22 protein-coding genes are annotated in these 19,003 nt (G+C 57.2%); 11 read left to right on the forward strand and 11 right to left on the reverse strand.

Annotation, left to right across the window (positions count from 1 at the left end):
* Window positions 1-266 precede the first annotated feature (266 nt).
* Together ACOYNV_RS19170 and ACOYNV_RS19175 are read right to left on the reverse strand one after the other, a co-directional pair.
* On the reverse strand, window positions 267-1,205 hold the full coding sequence (locus ACOYNV_RS19170; protein ID WP_422901410.1) for a CysB family HTH-type transcriptional regulator: 939 nt from the start codon (window positions 1,203-1,205) through the stop codon (window positions 267-269).
* 9 nt (window positions 1,206-1,214) lie between these two features.
* Window positions 1,215-2,321 carry a sulfate/molybdate ABC transporter ATP-binding protein gene (locus ACOYNV_RS19175; RefSeq protein WP_422901411.1) on the reverse strand — a complete coding sequence of 369 codons (1,107 nt, stop codon included), beginning with the start codon at window positions 2,319-2,321 and terminating at the stop codon, window positions 1,215-1,217.
* Between the two features lie 19 nt (window positions 2,322-2,340).
* On the opposite strand from ACOYNV_RS19175, the gene ACOYNV_RS19180 reads away from it, so the two are divergent.
* Window positions 2,341-2,550 carry a hypothetical protein gene (locus tag ACOYNV_RS19180; protein WP_422901412.1) on the forward strand — a complete coding sequence of 70 codons (210 nt, stop codon included), beginning with the start codon at window positions 2,341-2,343 and terminating at the stop codon, window positions 2,548-2,550.
* A 335-nt stretch (window positions 2,551-2,885) separates the two neighbouring features.
* On the opposite strand, the gene ACOYNV_RS19185 is transcribed toward ACOYNV_RS19180, so the two are convergent.
* The gene (locus ACOYNV_RS19185; protein WP_422901413.1) at window positions 2,886-3,224 is read right to left on the reverse strand and encodes a hypothetical protein; all 339 of its coding nucleotides are present in this window, start codon (window positions 3,222-3,224) and stop codon (window positions 2,886-2,888) included.
* Between the two features lie 281 nt (window positions 3,225-3,505).
* Between ACOYNV_RS19185 and ACOYNV_RS19190 the strand changes: the two genes are divergently transcribed.
* The 9 genes from ACOYNV_RS19190 to ACOYNV_RS19230 all read left to right on the forward strand — a co-directional run bounded on the left by ACOYNV_RS19190 (window position 3,506) and on the right by ACOYNV_RS19230 (window position 10,609).
* Window positions 3,506-3,853, forward strand: coding sequence for an RBBP9/YdeN family alpha/beta hydrolase (locus tag ACOYNV_RS19190; RefSeq protein ID WP_422901414.1), 348 nt, complete (start codon window positions 3,506-3,508; stop codon window positions 3,851-3,853).
* A gap of 55 nt (window positions 3,854-3,908) precedes the next feature.
* A complete protein-coding gene (locus ACOYNV_RS19195) occupies window positions 3,909-4,769 on the forward strand; it encodes an aliphatic sulfonate ABC transporter substrate-binding protein (protein ID WP_422901415.1) in 861 nt (286 codons plus the stop codon).
* 45 nt (window positions 4,770-4,814) lie between these two features.
* Window positions 4,815-5,615 (forward strand): aliphatic sulfonate ABC transporter permease SsuC, encoded by an 801-nt coding sequence (gene ssuC / locus ACOYNV_RS19200; protein ID WP_422901416.1) that lies wholly within the window; start codon window positions 4,815-4,817, stop codon window positions 5,613-5,615.
* A 15-nt stretch (window positions 5,616-5,630) separates the two neighbouring features.
* Window positions 5,631-6,617: an ATP-binding cassette domain-containing protein gene (locus ACOYNV_RS19205; RefSeq protein WP_422901417.1), complete on the forward strand. Its 987-nt coding sequence runs from the start codon at window positions 5,631-5,633 to the stop codon at window positions 6,615-6,617.
* Between the two features lie 31 nt (window positions 6,618-6,648).
* A complete protein-coding gene (locus ACOYNV_RS19210) occupies window positions 6,649-7,068 on the forward strand; it encodes an OsmC family protein (RefSeq protein ID WP_422901418.1) in 420 nt (139 codons plus the stop codon).
* Between the two features lie 254 nt (window positions 7,069-7,322).
* Window positions 7,323-8,270: a sulfonate ABC transporter substrate-binding protein gene (locus tag ACOYNV_RS19215; RefSeq protein ID WP_422901419.1), complete on the forward strand. Its 948-nt coding sequence runs from the start codon at window positions 7,323-7,325 to the stop codon at window positions 8,268-8,270.
* A 520-nt stretch (window positions 8,271-8,790) separates the two neighbouring features.
* Window positions 8,791-9,018 (forward strand): type I restriction-modification system subunit M N-terminal domain-containing protein, encoded by a 228-nt coding sequence (locus tag ACOYNV_RS19220; RefSeq protein ID WP_422901420.1) that lies wholly within the window; start codon window positions 8,791-8,793, stop codon window positions 9,016-9,018.
* Window positions 9,015-9,773, forward strand: a complete 759-nt coding sequence (locus tag ACOYNV_RS19225) for a HipA family kinase (protein WP_422901421.1) — start codon at window positions 9,015-9,017, stop codon at window positions 9,771-9,773. Before ACOYNV_RS19220 ends, ACOYNV_RS19225 begins: the two co-directional genes overlap by 4 nt.
* Window positions 9,773-10,609 (forward strand): DUF3037 domain-containing protein, encoded by an 837-nt coding sequence (locus ACOYNV_RS19230; RefSeq protein WP_422901422.1) that lies wholly within the window; start codon window positions 9,773-9,775, stop codon window positions 10,607-10,609. The genes ACOYNV_RS19225 and ACOYNV_RS19230 overlap by 1 nt, the downstream gene beginning before the upstream one ends.
* A 204-nt stretch (window positions 10,610-10,813) precedes the next feature.
* Here ACOYNV_RS19230 and ACOYNV_RS19235 read toward each other — a convergent pair whose 3' ends face one another.
* From ACOYNV_RS19235 to ACOYNV_RS19255, 5 genes are all read right to left on the reverse strand, one after another.
* Entirely contained in the window at window positions 10,814-12,325 is a 1,512-nt protein-coding gene (locus tag ACOYNV_RS19235; RefSeq protein WP_422901423.1) for a sulfurtransferase TusA family protein, read from the reverse strand.
* A gap of 2 nt (window positions 12,326-12,327) precedes the next feature.
* Window positions 12,328-12,690, reverse strand: coding sequence for a DsrE family protein (locus ACOYNV_RS19240; protein WP_422901424.1), 363 nt, complete (start codon window positions 12,688-12,690; stop codon window positions 12,328-12,330).
* A gap of 12 nt (window positions 12,691-12,702) precedes the next feature.
* Window positions 12,703-12,987: a sulfurtransferase TusA family protein gene (locus ACOYNV_RS19245; RefSeq protein WP_422901425.1), complete on the reverse strand. Its 285-nt coding sequence runs from the start codon at window positions 12,985-12,987 to the stop codon at window positions 12,703-12,705.
* A gap of 148 nt (window positions 12,988-13,135) precedes the next feature.
* Window positions 13,136-13,540 carry a DsrE family protein gene (locus ACOYNV_RS19250; protein ID WP_422901426.1) on the reverse strand — a complete coding sequence of 135 codons (405 nt, stop codon included), beginning with the start codon at window positions 13,538-13,540 and terminating at the stop codon, window positions 13,136-13,138.
* Window positions 13,541-13,759: 219 nt separating this feature from the next.
* Window positions 13,760-15,298 (reverse strand): AMP-binding protein, encoded by a 1,539-nt coding sequence (locus ACOYNV_RS19255; RefSeq protein ID WP_422901427.1) that lies wholly within the window; start codon window positions 15,296-15,298, stop codon window positions 13,760-13,762.
* Between the two features lie 350 nt (window positions 15,299-15,648).
* Between ACOYNV_RS19255 and ACOYNV_RS19260 the strand changes: the two genes are divergently transcribed.
* Window positions 15,649-17,877: an OsmC domain/YcaO domain-containing protein gene (locus ACOYNV_RS19260; protein ID WP_422901428.1), complete on the forward strand. Its 2,229-nt coding sequence runs from the start codon at window positions 15,649-15,651 to the stop codon at window positions 17,875-17,877.
* A 175-nt stretch (window positions 17,878-18,052) separates the two neighbouring features.
* Here the strand turns inward: ACOYNV_RS19260 and ACOYNV_RS19265 are convergent, their stop codons facing one another.
* The 3 genes from ACOYNV_RS19265 to ACOYNV_RS19275 all read right to left on the reverse strand — a co-directional run bounded on the left by ACOYNV_RS19265 (window position 18,053) and on the right by ACOYNV_RS19275 (window position 18,912).
* Window positions 18,053-18,316, reverse strand: a complete 264-nt coding sequence (locus tag ACOYNV_RS19265) for a Txe/YoeB family addiction module toxin (RefSeq protein WP_422901429.1) — start codon at window positions 18,314-18,316, stop codon at window positions 18,053-18,055.
* Window positions 18,313-18,555 (reverse strand): type II toxin-antitoxin system Phd/YefM family antitoxin, encoded by a 243-nt coding sequence (locus ACOYNV_RS19270; RefSeq protein ID WP_422901430.1) that lies wholly within the window; start codon window positions 18,553-18,555, stop codon window positions 18,313-18,315. The genes ACOYNV_RS19265 and ACOYNV_RS19270 overlap by 4 nt, the downstream gene beginning before the upstream one ends.
* A 105-nt stretch (window positions 18,556-18,660) precedes the next feature.
* Entirely contained in the window at window positions 18,661-18,912 is a 252-nt protein-coding gene (locus ACOYNV_RS19275) for an HNH endonuclease (RefSeq protein ID WP_422901431.1), read from the reverse strand.
* Window positions 18,913-19,003: the final 91 nt, after the last annotated feature.

Genomic DNA, 19,003 nt, shown 5'->3' on the forward strand with positions numbered 1-19,003 from the left:
GAAATTATTGGAAAAAAAAGGCAGGGAACTGTTTGGTAGAGATCAGGTTCTCTGACCGTAGATTCATCTGCCGTGCGCAGATACATCTTGCCTTGTACAGAATTTCCGTTTCGGGCAGCATCTCCGGCGAATGAAACTGGTAGTAATACTTCGACGGATCGGCGTCGGCCATCAATTCAATTCATTGATCGCTCGGACACGCTGGTGGCACTGACTTCGATGGGCAAACAGGCAGTTTGAAATCGACTCGAGAACTATTACGAGAATCAAAGTGCAACAACCATCTCCTTCCTCAAGCTTTCGCTGATCTTTTCCTCGGTCAGCCCCGGCACCAGCTTGTGGATGAAGGCGTAGGCGTAGCTTCGCAGGTAAATCCCCCTGCGCAACGCCAGACGTGTCGTGTTCGGCTTGAACAGACCAGGCAAATCGAGGCGAACGAGATTGCCGTCACGTTCCGGGTTGTAGGCCATCGAAGCAACAATGCCGATACCGAGGCCGACATCGACATAGGTCTTGATTACGTCGGCATCGATCGCCGAAAGCACGATGTCGGGTGCCAGCCCGGCATCGGTAAAGCTGCGGTCGATGTTGGTGCGCCCGGTAAACCCCTCGTGATAGGTGATGATTGGATATTCGGCGAGATCGGCCAGCGTCAGTTCTGTCAATTGCGTCAGCGGGTGCCCCTGCGGAACGATCAGCGCGTGGCTCCACGTATAGCAAGGGAAGGTCACCACCTCCGGTATGCTTTCCAGCCCCTCGGTGGCCACCGCGATGTCGGCCTCGCCGGCAGTCAGCAGTTCGGCGATCTCGCGCGGACTGCCCTGATGCAGCACCAGATGCACCTTCGGGTAGTCGGCCTTGAAGTGCTTGATCACCTCGGGCAGCGCGTAACGCGCCTGGGTGTGCGTGGTGGCGATGATCAGGTTGCCCGTCTCGCGGCTGGAAAACTGCTCGGCGATGCTGCGCACGTTCTGCGCGTCGAGCAGGATGCGCTCGACCACCGCCAGCAACTCCTTGCCCGGTTCGGTCAGCCCGAGCAGGCGCTTGCCGCGGCGCACGAAGATCTCGATGCCGAGCTCGTCCTCAAGATCCTTGATGTGCTTCGATACGCCGGGCTGCGAGGTAAACAGCGTGTTGGCCACGGTGGTCAGGTTGAAGTCCTGACGCACCGTCTCGCGCACGATGCGCAGTTGCTGGAAATTCATGCTCTTCTCCTAAGCGGCCAATAGCGGCGCGACGGCTTCCGCCGGAAATACGCGTACGCGCTGCGGCTTCAGCCGAACGCGGTCACCCTCCTGGACGCCGAGCTGGCGCAGATAATCGCGGAAGACCGTGACCTCGACGCGTCCGCCCGTCTCTCCATTGCCATGACCTTCATCACGCTGCAACTCCACCGTTGCCAGCGCGCCGGAGCTGGTGATGCGCAGCACCTGTGCCGGCAAACCGCACTGCCCTTCGCCATCGTCGACCAGCAGTTGCACCTCGTGCGGACGCGCATAGCCGATGGCCGAGGCGTCGTGCGCCAGATCGTGTGCTTCCAGTTCGAGTGCGTGTTCGCCGACGCGCAGCGCCTGACCGTCCACGCGGCCATGAAAGAGATTCACCGAGCCGAGGAAGCCATAGACGAAGGGCGAGGCCGGATGGTCGTAAACCTCGTCCGGGGTGCCGATCTGCTCGATCTTGCCGTGATCCATGAGCACCACGCGGTCGGCTACTTCAAGCGCTTCTTCCTGGTCGTGGGTGACGAAAATGCTGGTGATATGCAACTCGTCGTGCAACTGGCGCAACCATCGGCGCAGTTCCTTGCGCACCTTGGCGTCAAGCGCGCCAAACGGTTCGTCTAGCAGCAGCACCTTGGGCTCGACGGCCAGCGCGCGGGCCAAAGCGATGCGCTGGCGCTGGCCGCCGGAAAGTTGCGATGGGTAGCGATCGGCCAGCCAGTCGAGTTGCACCAGCTTCAGCAGATCCTTGACCTTGCGATGGATTTCGGCCTCGCTCGGGCGCAGGTCGCGATGTTTGACGCGCAGGCCGAAGGCGACATTGTCGAACACGGTCATGTGGCGGAACAGCGCGTAGTGCTGGAAGACGAAGCCGACTGCGCGCTCGCGCACGTGCAGCCCCGAGGCATCGACGCCTTCGAGAAAGACATCGCCGCCGTCGGCATGTTCCAGGCCGGCGATGATGCGCAGCAAGGTCGTCTTGCCGCAGCCCGACGGCCCAAGCAAGGCGACCAGTTCCCCCGTGGGGAAATCCAGGCTGACGTTGTCGAGCGCGGTGAAACTGCCGAAGCGCTTGTTGATGTTGCTGACCGAAATACCCATTATTTGCCTCTATAAATAAATGCGTTTTGCTGCCCGCCGTCTCTGGCTCGCCACCAAGAAGGCGGCGACGAAGTTGAATCTGTTAAAGAATGACCTTGTAGAACTGGCCCCACTTGTTGTTCAGAATCATTTGAAAAACAGTCAAGCTGTTGCCCGTGATAAATCAGGCAGGGCACTACGCTTGAAAAATGAAGATGGTTTTGCATATCGGTGGCGGTGCGTGAAATGACAAAGCAATCGATGTCGTGGGGTCCAATTATGGTCAATTGGTAAATAGCGCAACTTTATGGACATCTGCTTAGATTCTGAAATAATATATTTTCCGTATGATATAACTAATTGTAATAAACACGAGAATTGACGCTGGCAGAGGTGGCACTGTATCTACTTTTTTTACTTCGAAGCCTTCGGAATTCAGCGTGTTTTCGGCTGTTTCTGAACCAATGGATTTCTTCTTGATCCGTTGAAAAAGGTAAACCTCCAAGCCTTGTCCCAACTGCGAATACCACGCATGATCAATAGGCAACATGACAGAAAGATGAGCTTCGGTGCATCGACTTCGCTTCAGTTCGAACGGCGCACCTCATAGCCATGCCAGCGCAGATAGTCAATCGCACGTTCAAGTTTGCGTATCCGTTGTGCGCTTCGCTGATTGACAGTGGTTGTTGGTAGAGTAGATATTTCGTAGCCGTGGCTATTCAGCCAGGTGCGGATGATAGTGATACTGTTCTTACCGATTCCTGGCGCACGCATCAGGACTCGAAAATCGATCGCTGCGATTTCTTCGGGGGTAAAGCTTGCCTTGTTGAGAAGGAGGCGCAAAGCGTTCTTCTGCCTTGTCGGCAGTAAGTCGATGCCTGAGTCGGTGCTGCCCGATTGCTTACAGTCGGTGGTATTGGACATGGCGGGTATTACTCCTCGCGGTACTCCGGTGAGGCGTGTGCTCAATTTTTGCTTAATTCGCCTAACGGGCATGGCTATGTCAGTCACCCCAAGCAATGTAAGTCCTGCCCGTTTCCCTCACCCCCGGCCCCTCCCGGAGGGCGAGGGGAGATTCGAGAGTCGCTGGTACGACTTTCACGCTAAAGTTAATGCTTGCAACCATAAGGTATAGCCACACCCCGACCAACGAATTTATCCTGATAACCATATCAACTTCGTGAATATCAACCGCCACCCTCCTCGTGGCCCCGGCCGACCCGGAGCGTTTCGCTCTGTCGCACAGAATGTTTGCCGAGTCACTCGCCCAGCCGGGGCTGCTCATCGCCAGCGACAACGACCCCTGGCTTCCGATTGAAAAAGCCACCGCTCTGGCCGCGAACTGGGGCGTGCGCTGCGTCAATCTCGGCCCGGTCGGGCACCTCAATGTCGCCTCCGGCCATGGCCCCTGGCCACTTGGCAAAGCCATCATCGAATCGATGCGTAGCGAACTTGGCAACCTGCCTGACAGTGAACCTGGCCACGCTAAAGTATCGCCGAACCCCATAGGCCATCGACCAGCGCCGCTGCGGCAGATCTGGCACAGCCACTGACCCCGGCGGCGGTGCTCGCCATCGATCATTTACGGCATAAGCAAATAAGAAAGTAATGCGCATCGGCTATCAGAAATCGTCCACGCTGATTACGGTGCTCAAGACCAACAATTCCCTGGAAAAACGCCTCAACGGACTGGGCGTCAGGATCAGTTGGCACGAATTTACCAGCGGTCTGCCACTGCTCGAAGCACTCAACCTTGGCAATATCGACATCAGCGCGGACGTCGCTGACACCGTCCCGGTGTTTGCTTTGGCCGCCGGTGCGAAACTCACTTATCAGGCGCAGGAAGCACCCTCTCCTTCCGCCCAGGCCCTGCTGGTTCGGGCAGATTCGCCGATTCAGACGGTGGCTGACCTGAAAGGAAAACGCATCGCCGTCACCAAGGCGGCCGGATCGCATTATCTGTTGATCGCCCTGCTGGAACGTGCGGGACTCAAATTCAAGGACATTGACCCGGCCTACCTTATCCCGGCCGATGGCCGTGCCGCTTTCGAGCGCGGCGCCGTCGATGCCTGGGTAACCTGGGACCCCTTCCTGGCCGGCGTTCAGCAGCAGAGCAAGGTGCGCATCGTGGCTGACGGCAAGAATGTCGCCGACTATCAGCGTTACTACCTGGCCGCCACCCCGTTTGCCAAGGCCCGGCCGGACGTGCTGAACGCCGTATTCGAGGAATTGCGCGGCGCCGGTCTCTGGGTGAAGAAGAACCCGAAAGCCGCCGCCGAGTTGCTGGCACCGGTCTGGGGGCTTGACACCGAGACGGTCGAACTGGCCAACAGCCGCCGCTCCTATGAAGTGCGCATCGTCAGCCCGGCCTCGCTCAGCGAACAACAGCAGATCGCCGACACTTTCCTGAACGAAGGACTGTTGCCGCGCAAGGTCAGCACCGCCGACATCAGTATCTGGAAGCCGTGACGCTGACGTGACCAGAGAATTGCCACACTCAAGCAGAAGGCACACATGACCGCTTATCGTCGACTCTACAAACACCTCATCAACGCCATCCTGCCCTGGCTATTGCCGATTGCCATCCTGGCATTCTGGCAATTGTCCTCGCAGGCCGGCTGGCTCTCCAGCCGTATTCTTCCCGAGCCGCTGGCCGTGGTCAGGGCGGCCATCCGGCTATTGATTTCCGGGGAATTGTGGCTGCATGTGTGGGTCAGCGCCTTGCGCGCCCTCTCCGGTTTTGCCGTGGGCGGCGGTCTGGGCTTGCTGCTCGGGATGCTCACCGGCTCTTTCCGCAACATGGAAATCGCGCTCGACACGACGCTGCAGATGGTGCGCAACATCCCGCCGCTGGCGCTGATCCCGCTGGTCATCCTGTGGTTCGGGATCGACGAAACGGCCAAACTGTTTCTCATTTCCATCGGCGTTTTCTTCGCCGTCTATATCAACACCTTTCACGGTATTCGCTCGGTCGATCCGGCACTGATCGAGATGGGCAAAAGCTATGGCCTGAGCGGCTGGTCGCTCTATCGCGAAGTGATCCTGCCCGGGGCGCTGGCCTCGATCCTGGTCGGCATCCGTTATGCCCTGGGCTTCATGTGGGTCATCCTGATCGTCGCCGAGACCATCTCGGCGCAGTCCGGCATCGGCTACATGACGATGAATGCACGCGAGTTTCTGCAACCCGATGTGGTGCTGCTGGGCATTCTGCTCTACGCCCTGCTCGGCAAGCTGGCCGACTTCGCCGCACGTGCCCTTGAGCGCCACTGGCTGAAGTGGAACAGCGCCTACAACGGCGCCTACCGCGCGGTTTGATTGAGGGAAAATAAAATGCTGGTCAACGACACAGAAATAGCGTCCCTGCAGGCCGTGCAAGCGACGGACAGTGGCTTGGGCCTTTCCATCAGCAAGCTGGTCAAATGCTTCGGCGAACGCGAGGTGCTGCATGGACTCGATCTGGATATCCGCCCGGGGGAGTTCGTCTCCGTCGTCGGACGCAGCGGCTGCGGAAAAAGCACCCTGCTCCGCCTGCTGGCGGGACTGGAAGAAATCACCGATGGCCGCATTGCCTTCGACGGCGACGAAAAAGAACACAACCGCAATGACGTCCGGTTCATGTTCCAGGATGCACGCCTGCTGCCTTGGCGCACGGTCATCCAGAACGTGGCACTCGGACTTCCGGGAAACAAGGACGAAGTTCGGGCACTGGCGCAAGAAGTGCTGGAGCAGGTTGGGCTGGCGGATCGCGCCGATGACTGGCCTGGCCGGTTTTCCGGTGGTCAGCGCCAGCGCGTGGCCCTGGCCCGGGCGCTCATTCACCGACCGCGACTGCTGTTGCTTGATGAACCGCTTGGCGCACTCGATGCCCTCACCCGCATCGAGATGCAGCGCCTCATTGTCAGCCTTTGGCAGCAGCATGGTTTTACGGCGGTTCTCGTCACCCATGACGTATCGGATGCGGTCGCCGTCGCGGATCGCATCCTGCTGGTCGAAGAAGGACGCATCACGCTCGACGAGCAGGTCAGCCTCGCTCGCCCGCGCGAGCATGGCCAGCCGGAATTCGCCGCGCTGGAGAATCGCGTATTGAAGCGTCTGATGACGGTGAACGCGATCAACGTGCGCAACCAGATCCCCGGCCGAATCGTCGGCATCACCATCGACCGCCCGCTCTCGGAAGTGCGCATTGAAACGGCCAGCGGCATCGTCACCGCTACCGTTTCCACACGCTCATTGAGCGAACAGCCGCTGGAACTCGGCGCCGAAGTCCTGGCGCTTTTCAAGTCGACGGAAGTCGTCCTGGCCACAGAGGCGGCATAGAATAAGCACTTTTTGAATGTGAGGACTGCACATGGAGTGCAAGGTTAAGTGGACGGGCGACGGCATGTCGTTTCTGGCCGAAACAGGAAGCAATCACGCGGTAATGATGGATGGCGCACCGGAAGCTGGTGGACGAAACCAGGCGCCACGGCCGATGGAAATGGTGCTGGTCGGCACCGGCGGATGCAGCGCATTCGATGTGGTGATGATCCTGAAAAAGGGACGCCACGCCATCTCGGGATGCGAAGTCAGCCTCAAGGCAGAACGTGCCGAAACCGATCCGAAAATTTTCACGCACATTCATTTCCATTTCCGTGTCAGTGGAAAAGGCCTGAAACCGGAAGCCGTTGCACGCGCCATCGATCTTTCGAAAAACAAGTTCTGCTCGGCATCGATCATGCTCGGCAAGACCGCCGAAATCACCCACGACTTCGAAATCATCGAAGACTGACGCTATCGCTGTAACCCGCGCCAATTGGCGTTCTGCAAAGCACCCAACCTGCAAGCCAATGGATACGGCATCCTTCAGGCATGATGGCTGTAGATCGCCTGTCAATGCGGTCTGCAGCCATGCATCACTTTTAAGTCCATGCAGATGCTTATAAGCGCCGACTGAATATGCAAAGCAGAAATAGTTAGTTCCATAGCCGGCGCGCCTGATGGAAACTGGGTTTTTCGAAACCCAACTTTGTCAGGAATACCACCATGAAGAGAAATTTCCTCAAGACCCTCATTGGCGTTGTGCTAGGCATCGGCCTGGCGGCCAGCAGCGGACTCGTTCGTGCCGAATACAACGCGAAGCTGCTGCGCATCGGCTTCCAGAAATCGGCCAGCCTGCTAACTCTGGTGAAGGCCCAAGGCTCGCTGGAGAAGCTCTTTGCCCCTCAGGGCATCGAAGTCAAGTGGGTCGAGTTCCCGGCGGGCCCCCAGTTGCTTGAGGGGCTCAACGTCAGCGCCATCGATTTCGGCTATGTCGGCGAAGCGCCACCGATCTTTGCCCAGGCCGCCGGCGCCAACTTCGTCTATGTCGGCCACGAGGAACCGGCACCGAGTGCCGAAGCGCTGATCGTGCCGAAGGGTTCGACGATCAAGACCGTGGCCGACCTGAAGGGCAAGAAGATTGCGCTCAACAAGGGATCGAACGTTCATTTCCTGCTGGTCAGACTACTCGAAAAACACGGCCTCAAATACTCGGACATTCAGCCGATATTCCTGGCGCCAGCCGATGCGCGCGCCGCATTTGAACGCGGCAGCGTTGACGCCTGGGTAATCTGGGATCCCTACACCGCCGCCGCAGAGAAGCAGATCGACGCCCGTATCCTGGCCGATGGCAAGGGTGTGGTTAACAACTATGCCTTCTTCCTCGCCGAGCGCCAGTTTGCTGAAAAACGCACCGACGTGGTCAAGCAGTTGTTCGAGGAACTGCAGAAACAGGGACAGTGGATCAACAAGAACTATAAGGAAGCAGCAACGCAACTCTCGCCACTGCAAGGACTCGACCAGGCGATCGTCGAGCAGAGCATCCGGCGCTACAGCAACGACGTCAAACCGATCAACAGCAAGGTCCTCGCCGAACAACAGAAGATCGCCGACACATTCTTCGAACTCAAGCTGATTCCGAAGGAGATCAAGGTCAAGGACGCATCGCTTTAGGCAAAAGCTTTTACAGCGACTTAAAAGGCGCATGCCTGCTGGGCACTAGCCGTTACGTTAAGGTGTTGATAGCGCCGACTAGGCCGGCGTAACTCGTTGAAGACGTGCGGATTTTCGCGATAAGCGCTCAAGGAGATTTTTCCTTCAGCATTTTCTGCATAAATGTACGTCAGTTCAATGGGTTGCGGCTTCCATCCGCATTTCATCAACACCTTAACGTAACGGCTAGCTGCTGGGCATGCGCCTTTTTTTTGGACAAATTTTTCAAGCGGTTGATAGCAGGATTGCGAGTCGCGACGTAAGAAATGCCAGGCCTGGGTGAATTGCACACTGCAACCGGGGCATGCTCAGCAGAAGCCAATGGGCCAAGAATAAATCGAGTCGGTTGGATAGATTCAAAGGCCTGCGCCACGGCTTCTGTTGCAAACAGGCAAAAGCAGGCCACCCAAATCAGCTAAGATGCTGAAGACATTGGATTTGAAGCGCACCTGAACATTCTCACCAAGCAAAAGGCAATCTGATGGCGAAGACGCCAAACAAGAAAAACGACTCCGCCGCGACGATCGGCTTCGAAGCCAAGCTCTGGCTCACCGCCGACAAACTGCGCAACAACATGGACGCGGCCGAATACAAGCACGTCGTCCTCGGCCTCATCTTCCTCAAGTACATCTCGGATAGTCATCCGTTTGGAGCACGTGAAGAGCTCCGTATTTCCTCCAGTCGACGACACCGAAAGGATGCCAAATGATTGTCCGAAGGATCGACATAGAAGAAATTGTCAGGCGTTCTGATCAGGGCAAAACACGACCGTTCATTTGCCGGGGGGGCGATGACCACCAATACTTTGTCAAAGGCAGGGATGCCGGACGGCGTAGCCAGATTGCCGAGCTGATCAGTGGGCAACTGGCTTGGGCCTTCGGGCTTGAGATTGCCAGCTTCGCGATCGTTGATGTGCCCGAAGAATTGATCCAGCCGTTGTTCATGGCAGACGTCAAGGACCTCGGTAGCGGCCTGGCGTTTGGTTCACAAGCGCTACCCCACGTTCAGGAACTGAATGTGGCGCAGTTGCAGTCAGCCATGCAGGCCGATGAGATCAGCGAGCGCACGGCAAGAGACATCTTCATGTTCGATTGGTGGATTAAGAATGGCGATCGAACGCTGACCAGTTTAGGCGGGAACCCCAACCTGCTATGGGACTGTGAGGCGAAGCAACTTGCCGTAATCGATCACAATTGTGCTTTCGATACTGAATTCAGCGGCAAATCCGCGTTGGAACTGCATGTATTCGCTGAAGCAGGACGCGCGGTGTTTTCTGATGTGGCTGAACGCGCCCTCTATCTGGAGCGGTTCTCCGCAGCGCTAGCCGCTTTCGATATTGCCTGCGATAATGTCCCTCCCGAGTGGTGGTGGGTTGACGATGGCGTCCCGGCGAACTTTGACCGCGCTGAGGTCAAAGCCGTGCTGTCCCGTTTCAATAACGATTTTTTTTGGGAGGAACTCTAGTGAAAGCCGCCTGCGCTTACGCCGTAGTCCAGTTTCGCCCCTTCATTGAGACGGGCGAGTTCGCCAATGTCGGGATCGTAATGCTCGATGTCGAGCATCGTTTCTTTGACTTCAAACTGCTGAAGAGGTACAGCCGGGTCACCCACTTTTTTCCGGAACTCGATCGTAAGGTCTATCTGGAAGCGATTGCCGGGTTCCGTGAAGAGTTGAATCGGATCAAGACGTTCATTCGTCAAGATGCCCTGGACGGTCGCCGTACGACCCCGGACAAGGCACTGGCAGAACACATCTATGTGGAACTTACTCGGGTTCGCGAAGGCTTGTTGCGCTTCGATTCGACACGGCTGGTCATGGCGGACGAGCCGAAAGCGAAACTGGAGGCTCTTTTCGAGCACTACATCGGTCGCAATTTCGTGACGAAGGAATATCAGGAACGCTTGCTGGAAAACAGGGTTGGTCGATTGCTTTATGGCGCGCACTTACCATTTGGCGAGGGCAAAATTGGTGATGACGACTTTGTGGTCCGCTTCCCGTTTATTCGGAAAGACGGAGAGAACGTTACGAGCGTGATCAAGCCACTGTTCCTTGGCCAAGCTGACACAACGCACATTCTTACCAAAGGTGATGGCTGGGTAAGTAAAGTTAAGCGGCTAAAGCGGCTGAACCAACTGCCCCAACGGGTTCTTTTTGCTTTGGAACCGCCTCCCCAAGAGGCTGAGCGCCGTTTCCGCGCGTTCAAGGAGATCTCTGCCGAATTTATGGAACTTGGCGTGAATATCGCAAACGCCAGCAACGATAACGAGATTCTTAAATTTGCGTCGAATGACCTTCTGTAGGAAGACGGTCGCTTGCAGGCCTCTTTATCGCCCCTGAGACGAGGTGGCTTGAGGGGAACTATCACTTCGGTCGCGGTGGTTCTCCGACTGCAGACCTAACTGTCAGTCAACCCCCAATGACCCTGGATGGCAAAAAGCATGAATTTGACGAAGGGCGCACCAGTCTTCCACCCCGGCGCCGTCGATCGGCGCCGGGTGTCAAACTTAAACCCCGTACTTGTCGCGCAAGCGCGTTGACGCAGCGACAATACTCCGCAGCTTGCCTTCGGCGACACGGCTCGACGCCAGGGGATTGTCGGCAAAGGTGGCAAAGCCGCAGTCCGGGTTGAGCAGTACGCGCTCCGGGCCGAACAGCGCGATGGCCGCCTCGGCTCTGGCGAACACTTCATCGACACTCTCGATCTTCTCGAGTTTCTGGTTGACCACGCCGACACCAATCCGCCGGTCGTCAGGCAATTCACGCAACAGTTCGATTTCGCCAGCCCGCGGCGTGGCAAGTTCGAGCATGAAGGTGCCGACGTCGAGTTGCTTGAAGTGCGGCAGCAGGGCGCCATAGTCGCCGGTAAGCGCCACCGATTCGTCCGATGACCAGTTGCCGCGACAGACGTGCATGGCCGTCCGCTCGCGCGGAAAACCGGCAACGACGGCGTTGATCAGGTCGCGGGCGAAAGCCAGTTCCTCGTCGATCGGCTTCTTTTCGCCGAGCGCACCACACATGAAGCTGCGTCCGCCAGAGCCGGGCTTCTGGCGCGAGAAAACCACTTCCGAGAGCACCGGCTCATCGAACTGCACCAGTGCCACGCCGGCATTGAGCAGGTCGGCAAGCTCTTCACGCAGGATGCGAACGATATCCTCGGCCAGCACTTCGCGTGACGCGTAGGCACGGTCGGACAGGCATTCCATCCACATCGTGCGGGTCAGCAGATAGGGGCCGGGCAAGGCGATCTTCACCGGCTTGTCGGCCAGCGTTTTCGCATACTGAAATTCATGCAGGGTCAGCGGCTGGATGCGGGCGATGCGACCGAAAACGGCCGGGTGCCTGACTTCGTGCGCCGGAATATCGAGTGCGCGCAACTCCTTCTCGAACTTCTCGGGATCGCTGACATAGGGCAACAGATCGGTCAGCGGGATGAGCTGGCAATTCTCCAGAATGCCGCCGACAAAACTGGCGTAGGAATCGCGCCGCTGCTCACCGTCGGTGAGGACATCAACGCCGGCACGCAACTGGGCGTCCACCGCCTGGCTGACGGCATCGTCGGCGATGGCCTGGAATTCGTCCTCCGACATGCGTCCGGCCATGCGCTCGTGAATGGCGCGCAGCATCCAGCTCGGCCGAGGCCAGGAGCCCATGCCCATCACCGAAAGCGGGCGCAGGGGCGGTACATCCGGCATGGCTTTGGCCACCGGGTTTGCCACGGCTTGCTCGACTTTCACCGCTGCGGCTTTGGCATTACGCTCGACAGGGACGCCTTTGCGGACCAGATAGCTGTTCTGCCGGGCGCTACGCTTTTCCAGCGAAAGCAGGTCGTTGCCGGTCATCCGGCACCACGCCGGCAGGTCGACCGCGACGGTGGCGTCGGTGGACAGAATCTCCAGCGTCTGCCCTGCGGCGAGCGGGTCGATGTGGCGGCGGATGAGCAGCAGCAGGCCGCTGCCACAGTCGAGATCGCCACCGTCGAAGCTGCTGTCGGGGTGCGATACGTGCCTGTTTTCCATGTTCAGAAGCTGAGCGATGCGGCGTCCTGCGAGAGAAATTCGACCAGCTTGGCGCCACCGACAATCAGCGCACCGTCGATCAACTGGGTTTCGTCGAGGCCGCGCTTCTTGAAGCAGGGCGAACAGACGAACAACTGGCCGCCACCGGCGATGTAGTTGTCCATCAACTGCTTGAGCGGGGCGAAACCTTCCTCATGAATGTCGTCGGAGTAGCCCTTTACGGCCAGACGAACGGCTTCGGTGCTCAGGAAGACCAGCGTTTCCTGGTCGGAGCCGAGGGCGGCATTGGCCACGACGAAGGCGACGGTGGCCTTGTCGGTATCGTTTTTGGCGCAGGTGAGGCTGACACAGAATTTTCCGGACATGAGATTCCCTTTCTAAGGACGTTGGATGAAATAAAGCTGTGTGGCGGGGTCGGTTTGCAGCAGGCGGTGGCCGGTCATGCGGCACCACGCTGGGATGTCGGCGGGCGCGCCGGGGTCGCGGGCGGTCAGGCGTAATACCTGGCCGCTATCGAGTCGGCGCATGCGCAGCCTGAGTTCGAGTATCAGTTCGCCGCAACCGAGGTCGCCGGCATCCCAGGTGGCATCACCGGGACCTGGAAGCGCGCCGGCAGGCATCGCCTCGCCGCAGCACGCAGGCTGTGGGGAAGAAAGGGGCATTGCAATACTCCCGATAAAAAAGCCGTTTTCCTGCCTTCGGCTTCAACCGCCCTGGCGCGGAAGTCGCCGGGGCTTACCCGAGGCATCGAAGCGATGCCCCTTTCGTGTTCAAGCGGTACTCAGACCGCAATTCTGTATTCGGTGCTGCTTAAAAAATCATGACCCGCCATTCGGGGTCAAGACTGCGCATGATAAACGTTGCCGCTCCGGCTGTGCCGGAAAATTCCGCAATCTTCATCTCGTCGGCGGCAAGGTGGTCATGTAGCGCCATGCTGCATCCAAGAAAGCGGGCGCCCTGCTCGGCCGCCTCCTGCATGAAGCCGTAAATCGACTTTGCTGTAACGCCGCCCGGAACAATCCCGGCAGCGACGCCTTCGACCAGCAGGCGTACCGACGTGCCGGTGAAATGCAGTTCGACTTCGCAGTCCATCGCCGCCGCTACCGCCGCGTAAACAAAAGGCATGGTGCACAATTCGGGCCGCTCCGGCGTTGCCGCCCAGAGCAGGATGGCGAGTTTCTTCTGCAAAGGTGGCAGTTCGATGGTCGGATTCATGTCGGTACAAACCGGGGTAGTAATTTGTCAAAGCAGCACCGGCGACGTTTGCTCATTGCAATAACGCCGCCGATGCCCGGCCGCAGGGATGGTTTGTTCATGGCGCGATGTCCGTGTCCGTTGATCGTGGAGTGTTTTTCAGGATAGGAACTTTGAGGCTGACCCGATCAAGTATCGATGGCCCTGATAGCCGTGGTCAATCAGGAATTTTCCTTCGAGTCAGGATTCCAGCAGCCGATTACGCTGCACCTTGCCTGATGGCCCTTTGGGAAGTTCGGACATGAATCGCAGGTAGCGAGGCGTTTTGAAAGCACCCAGACGCTCGCGACAAAACTCCATGAGGTTCACTTCACCACAATGCGCGCCCGGCCGCAGAACGATGCCAACCAGTATTTCCTGCCCGTAGAGCGCATCGGGCACACCGACGGCAGCCGCTTCGAGAACAGCGGGATGTTGCAGTAGCACCTCGTCGATTTCGCGCGGGGCGATGTTTTCGCCGCCCTTGATGATCAGTTCCTTGAGGCGACCGGTGATGAAATAGAAGCCGTCCTCATCGCGACAGCCTAGATCACCGGTGCGAAGCCAGCCATCGGCGGTAAATGCCCGGCGAGTTTCATCCGGCGACTTGTAGTACCCGGACGTAACATTCGGGCCGCGCACGATAATTTCTCCGGGACTGCCTGATGGCAATTCAAGGCCCGTCGCCGCATCGATCACCCTGGCTTCGTTACCATACGCCTGGCCGGGGCTGGCGATCTTTCGTCGTTCCATGTCACTGAAATTGGCGAATACCGGAGCGGCCGTTTCGGTCAGTCCCATGGTTTCCACCACAGGGACGCCGAAGCGTTCCTCGAAGGCTTGCTGATGCGCCGGCGGCAGCGGGGCCGATGCCGAGCGACAGAAGCGCAGACGCGAATGATCGAGTGCAGGAATGCTGGCATCGGCCGATTCTGTGCACTCCCCGAGCAAGAAAGCGATGATCGTCGGCACCACGTTGAGCCAGGTGCAGCGGTGCTCTTCAGCCAGCGACCAGAAGGCCTGCTTGCTGAAACGCCGCGGCATGACCAGGCTCCCGCCATGGTAGAGCGGCGCCAGCACGGTGACGATCTGGGCGTTGATGTGGTACAGCGGCAGCACCGCCAGAACACGATCGGAACCGCCCAGTCCGTGCACGGCGCTGACAAAGCGGGCGCCGGAAAGGACATTGTTATGCGAGAGCAGAACGCCTTTGGGAAGCCCGGTGGTGCCGGAGGTGTACATCAGCAGCGCCGTATCCTCGGCTACAGGTTCCGTTTCCGGCCACGCCGTCAGCGCTTTTTCCTCTCCCATGCCGACCACATCGGGATCAACGACAAACACCATAACCGGACGCGAGAGCTTGGCCAATGCGGCCCGTAGACGCGCCTCAAATTCGACCGCGACAAAGACCGCGACGCAGTCGGAGTGCTCAATGACATAGGCTAGTTGCCCGACTTGGGCAATCAGACTCAGCGGCACCACGACTCGGGCTGCGGCCATGGTTCCAACAAAAGTCCGTACCGCCTGCAGCCCGTTTGGCAGGACCATGCTGACGTGAGCACCGGGCGCTATTCCATGCGAGTCCAGAAAAGCCGCCAGGTGGCGGGATGACTGCAAGAGTTCGGCGAAGCTGAGGCGACACCCGTTTTCCGGCGCCAGCATGAAAGTGGCCTGAGGATCGCAGGCTGCCCGATATTCCAGCAGCGAACGGATCGAGGCATCGCGCGGGTCGGGCCTCATTTGCCGAATTGCCGCCAGTAGCCGCATCACTGATATCCAGAAATGCAAATGGCACCCGAAGACACCTGTCTCTACTTCCGATTCCGACCCTGTATGATTTTTCCAAAGACTATGGCAGCTTTATGATCATCAAGCTGCCAGTTGAAACCGCAGCCTGGCGGTCTCCTCATCGGCGGTCACCGGGCTTGGCTTTGTGGTGTGTCTGATCTTTGAAACGTTCGTCGCGGCTATGCATGCTGTTGTCGGCGCCACCACCCCGGATCCTCGAACTGCTGTGAAGCACGGTTTTTCCACTGGGAAAACCCGATAATAGCGGCCAATTCTTTGGAACGCTATTTTGGGATTCCCGCATGGAAATCAAGGTCAACTTTCTCGACAAGCTTCGTCTTGAAGCCAAGTTCGATGACTTCACGGTGGTGGCCGATCAGCCTATCCGCTATAAGGGCGATGGCTCGGCGCCGGGACCGTTCGATTACTTTCTGGCTTCATCGGCTTTGTGTGCGGCTTATTTTGTGAAGTTGTACTGCGCAACTCGCGGTATTTCCACCGATAACATCCGCCTGTCGCAGAACAATATTGTTGATCCGGAAAACCGCTACCAGCAGATTTTCAAGATTCAGGTCGAGTTGCCGGCGGATATTTCGGCCAAAGACCGCCAGGGCATTTTGCGCTCCATCGACCGTTGTACGGTGAAAAAGGTGGTGCAAACCGGGCCGGATTTTGTGATTGAGGAAGTGGAAAATCTGGATGCCGATGCCCAGTCATTGCTGATGCTGAATCCAGCTTCGGAAGCGAGTACCTATATTGCAGGCAAGGATCTGCCTGTGGAGCAAACCATCGCCAATATGTCCGGAGTCTTGGCGGGCTTGGGCATGAAGATTGAAATCGCTTCGTGGCGCAATATTGTTCCCAATGTGTGGTCGCTGCATATCCGCGATGCGCACTCGCCGATGTGTTTTACCAATGGCAAGGGAGCAACCAGAGAAAGCGCGTTGGCGTCGGCGCTGGGCGAATTCATCGAACGAATGAATTTCAATCATTTCTACAACGATCAATTTTGGGGCGAAGACCTTGCCAGCGCGGCGTTTGTCCATTACCCGAATGAGCGCTGGTTTAAGCCTGGCCGTAAAGATGCGCTGCCGGCTGGAATACTCGATGAATACTGTTTGCAAATTTACAACTCCGACGGTGAGTTACGTGGCTCGCATCTGTACGACACCAACTCCGGCAATGTGCAGCGCGGCATTTGTGCGCTGCCGTATGTGCGCCAGTCGGACGGCGAAACAGTGTATTTTCCGTCCAACCTGATCGATAACCTGTTCCTCAGCAATGGCATGAGTGCCGGAAATACGCTGGCTGAAGCGCAGGTGCAATGCCTGTCAGAAATTTTCGAACGTGCGGTAAAGCGCGAAATTCTGGAAGGTGAAATCACCCTGCCTGATGTGCCGCACGAAGTGCTGGCTAAATACCCCGGCATCCTGGCCGGGATTCAGGGTCTGGAAGAACAGGGCTTTCCGGTACTGGTAAAGGATGCGTCGCTAGGCGGCGAGTATCCAGTGATGTGCGTCACCTTGATGAACCCGCGTACTGGCGGGGTGTTTGCCTCGTTCGGGGCGCACCCAAGCCTCCCGGTGGCGCTGGAACGTAGTCTTACCGAGTTGCTGCAGGGTCGCAGTTTTGAAGGCCTGAACGATTTGCCTCAGCCCACCTTTGTAAGTAATGCCGTGACAGAACCGAATAACTTTGTTGAGCACTTCATTGATTCCAGCGGCGTGGTGTCCTGGCGCTTTTTCAGCGCCAAAGCCGACTATGATTTTGTTGAGTGGGATTTTTCCAGCCAGGGTCAGAGCACCAAAATGAGCACCAAAATGAGCGCCAACGCCGAGGAAGCCGCGGTGTTGTTCGGCATTCTCGAAAACATGGGCAAAGAAGTGTACATGGCCGTGTCTGATAATTTAGGCGCAACGGCCTGCCGTATTTTGGTGCCGGGCTATTCGGAAATTTATCCGGTAGAAGATTTGATCTGGGATAACACCAACAAAGCGCTGTTGTTCCGCGCCGATATTTTGAATCTGCATCATCTGGATGATGCCGGCCTGGAAGCACTGCTTCAACGTTTGGAAGACAGTGAACTGGATGATTACACCGACATAATCACATTGATCGGAATCGAATTTGACGAGAACACGGCTTGGGGTCAACTCACCATTCTAGAGTTGAAACTGCTGATCAATCTCGCCTTGCGGCAATTTGAAGCAACGAAAGAGCTGGTCGAAACCTTCCTGCAGTACAACGAAAACACGGCCGAGCGCGGATTGTTTTATCAGGCGGTGAATGTGGTGCTGGAGGTGCTGCTGGACGACGATCTGGAACTGGACGATTACGAAGTCAATTTCCGCCGGATGTTTGGCAACCCGCGGATGGACGCAGTGCTGGGGTCAGTGGACGGCAGCGTGCGCTTCTTCGGACTAACCCCCACGAGCATGAAACTGGAGGGGCTCGATAGGCACCAGCGCCTGATCGACAGCTACAAGAAACTGCACATGGCGCGAGCCAATGTGGCGGCTCAACTCTGCTGACATTGAGAGCCTCAGACTAAGAAAAAAACAGGGGACAGACCACGGTTTTCCGGTTTTAATGGTAGGGGAAACAGAAACCGTGTCCCCTATTATTGACTTTGAAGCACAAACCGTGAAACCAGCACGACCGAAAACGGGCGTAAATGCCTTGACGCTGAGCGCCGGGTTGGGCCTCTCATTCATAGTGCGTCCACATACGCAGGACGCGAACAGTTTTCTCTTGGGTAAAGGCTTCATACACGATTCGGTGCTGAATATTGATGCGGCGAGAGTATGCCCCGGCAAGATCACCGACCAATTTTTCAAAGGGAAGTGGATTCTGAAACGGATCGTTGGCAAGAACCGCGAGCAGTTCTTGCGCCTTTGGTTTAAGGCCGCTTGCAGCAAGCTTCTTTGCATCCTTCATTGCTTGTTTGGCATAAACAAGTTCCCAACTCACCACTTAAGCTCCTTCGAGCTTTTTGCAAGGGGTTCGGCCATCCCAGCCTTGATGGACTCGCGCATACCAGGTACGGCCAGTAGGTACAAAGTTTCTTGAATTGCGCTCCAATCTTCCGCAGAAAGAAGCACGGCATTGCTGCGTTTCCCGGAAATGATGATTGGCTCGTGAGACTCGACTGTTTGATCAATTAGCCTGTAAAGATTTGCCCGGGCTTCGCTGGCGGTAAGTATGTTCATTTCGCGCTCCTTCAAAGAAGCTCACATGGTACGATATAACGTACGCTTGTCAAGTGGCCGTGCGTACGCAGCAAGAGGCCCAACGTTCAAGCTCAGGGACTTCTGTCAGGCACCCCGAACGCCCCGAATTTCTTCTACAGAGTAAGGTGTGCTTCGGAGATGAGCAATTCGATGGCACGTCGGACAAAGCGAAACTAATTTTTCGATTTTCGTCTCTCTTTCCCACGTTGCCGATAACGGTTCCAAGTGGTGAACTTCAATGACGTAAGACTCGCCAACTTGAAGGTGAAAACCACAACCTTGGCATATGTAGTTATCCATTAAAACAGTAAAACAGGGGACACCCACGGTTTTCATGCCGGGGAAACAGAAACCGTGGTCTGTCCCCTATTTATTGCCGCACCGGCAGGCGCGGGAAGACGTGATCGACGAGATGCGCGGCGGTTTC

Source organism: Propionivibrio sp. (genome assembly GCF_049316945.1).
GTDB lineage: Bacteria > Pseudomonadota > Gammaproteobacteria > Burkholderiales > Rhodocyclaceae > Propionivibrio.

Bases quoted from the DNA above. Each gene is read 5' to 3' on its own strand.
- ACOYNV_RS19170 (WP_422901410.1), bottom strand. From the start codon at position 1,205: ATGAATTTCCAGCAACTGCGCATCGTGCGCGAGACGGTGCGTCAGGAC.
- ACOYNV_RS19175 (WP_422901411.1), bottom strand. From the start codon at position 2,321: ATGGGTATTTCGGTCAGCAACATCAACAAGCGCTTCGGCAGTTTCACC.
- ACOYNV_RS19180 (WP_422901412.1), top strand. From the start codon at position 2,341: ATGCGTTTTGCTGCCCGCCGTCTCTGGCTCGCCACCAAGAAGGCGGCG.
- ACOYNV_RS19185 (WP_422901413.1), bottom strand. From the start codon at position 3,224: ATGTCCAATACCACCGACTGTAAGCAATCGGGCAGCACCGACTCAGGC.
- ACOYNV_RS19195 (WP_422901415.1), top strand. From the start codon at position 3,909: ATGCGCATCGGCTATCAGAAATCGTCCACGCTGATTACGGTGCTCAAG.
- ssuC (WP_422901416.1), top strand. From the start codon at position 4,815: ATGACCGCTTATCGTCGACTCTACAAACACCTCATCAACGCCATCCTG.
- ACOYNV_RS19205 (WP_422901417.1), top strand. From the start codon at position 5,631: ATGCTGGTCAACGACACAGAAATAGCGTCCCTGCAGGCCGTGCAAGCG.
- ACOYNV_RS19210 (WP_422901418.1), top strand. From the start codon at position 6,649: ATGGAGTGCAAGGTTAAGTGGACGGGCGACGGCATGTCGTTTCTGGCC.
- ACOYNV_RS19215 (WP_422901419.1), top strand. From the start codon at position 7,323: ATGAAGAGAAATTTCCTCAAGACCCTCATTGGCGTTGTGCTAGGCATC.
- ACOYNV_RS19220 (WP_422901420.1), top strand. From the start codon at position 8,791: ATGGCGAAGACGCCAAACAAGAAAAACGACTCCGCCGCGACGATCGGC.
- ACOYNV_RS19225 (WP_422901421.1), top strand. From the start codon at position 9,015: ATGATTGTCCGAAGGATCGACATAGAAGAAATTGTCAGGCGTTCTGAT.
- ACOYNV_RS19235 (WP_422901423.1), bottom strand. From the start codon at position 12,325: ATGGAAAACAGGCACGTATCGCACCCCGACAGCAGCTTCGACGGTGGC.
- ACOYNV_RS19240 (WP_422901424.1), bottom strand. From the start codon at position 12,690: ATGTCCGGAAAATTCTGTGTCAGCCTCACCTGCGCCAAAAACGATACC.
- ACOYNV_RS19245 (WP_422901425.1), bottom strand. From the start codon at position 12,987: ATGCCCCTTTCTTCCCCACAGCCTGCGTGCTGCGGCGAGGCGATGCCT.
- ACOYNV_RS19250 (WP_422901426.1), bottom strand. From the start codon at position 13,540: ATGAATCCGACCATCGAACTGCCACCTTTGCAGAAGAAACTCGCCATC.
- ACOYNV_RS19255 (WP_422901427.1), bottom strand. From the start codon at position 15,298: ATGAGGCCCGACCCGCGCGATGCCTCGATCCGTTCGCTGCTGGAATAT.
- ACOYNV_RS19260 (WP_422901428.1), top strand. From the start codon at position 15,649: ATGGAAATCAAGGTCAACTTTCTCGACAAGCTTCGTCTTGAAGCCAAG.
- ACOYNV_RS19270 (WP_422901430.1), bottom strand. From the start codon at position 18,555: ATGAACATACTTACCGCCAGCGAAGCCCGGGCAAATCTTTACAGGCTA.
- ACOYNV_RS19275 (WP_422901431.1), bottom strand. From the start codon at position 18,912: ATGAAAACCGTGGGTGTCCCCTGTTTTACTGTTTTAATGGATAACTAC.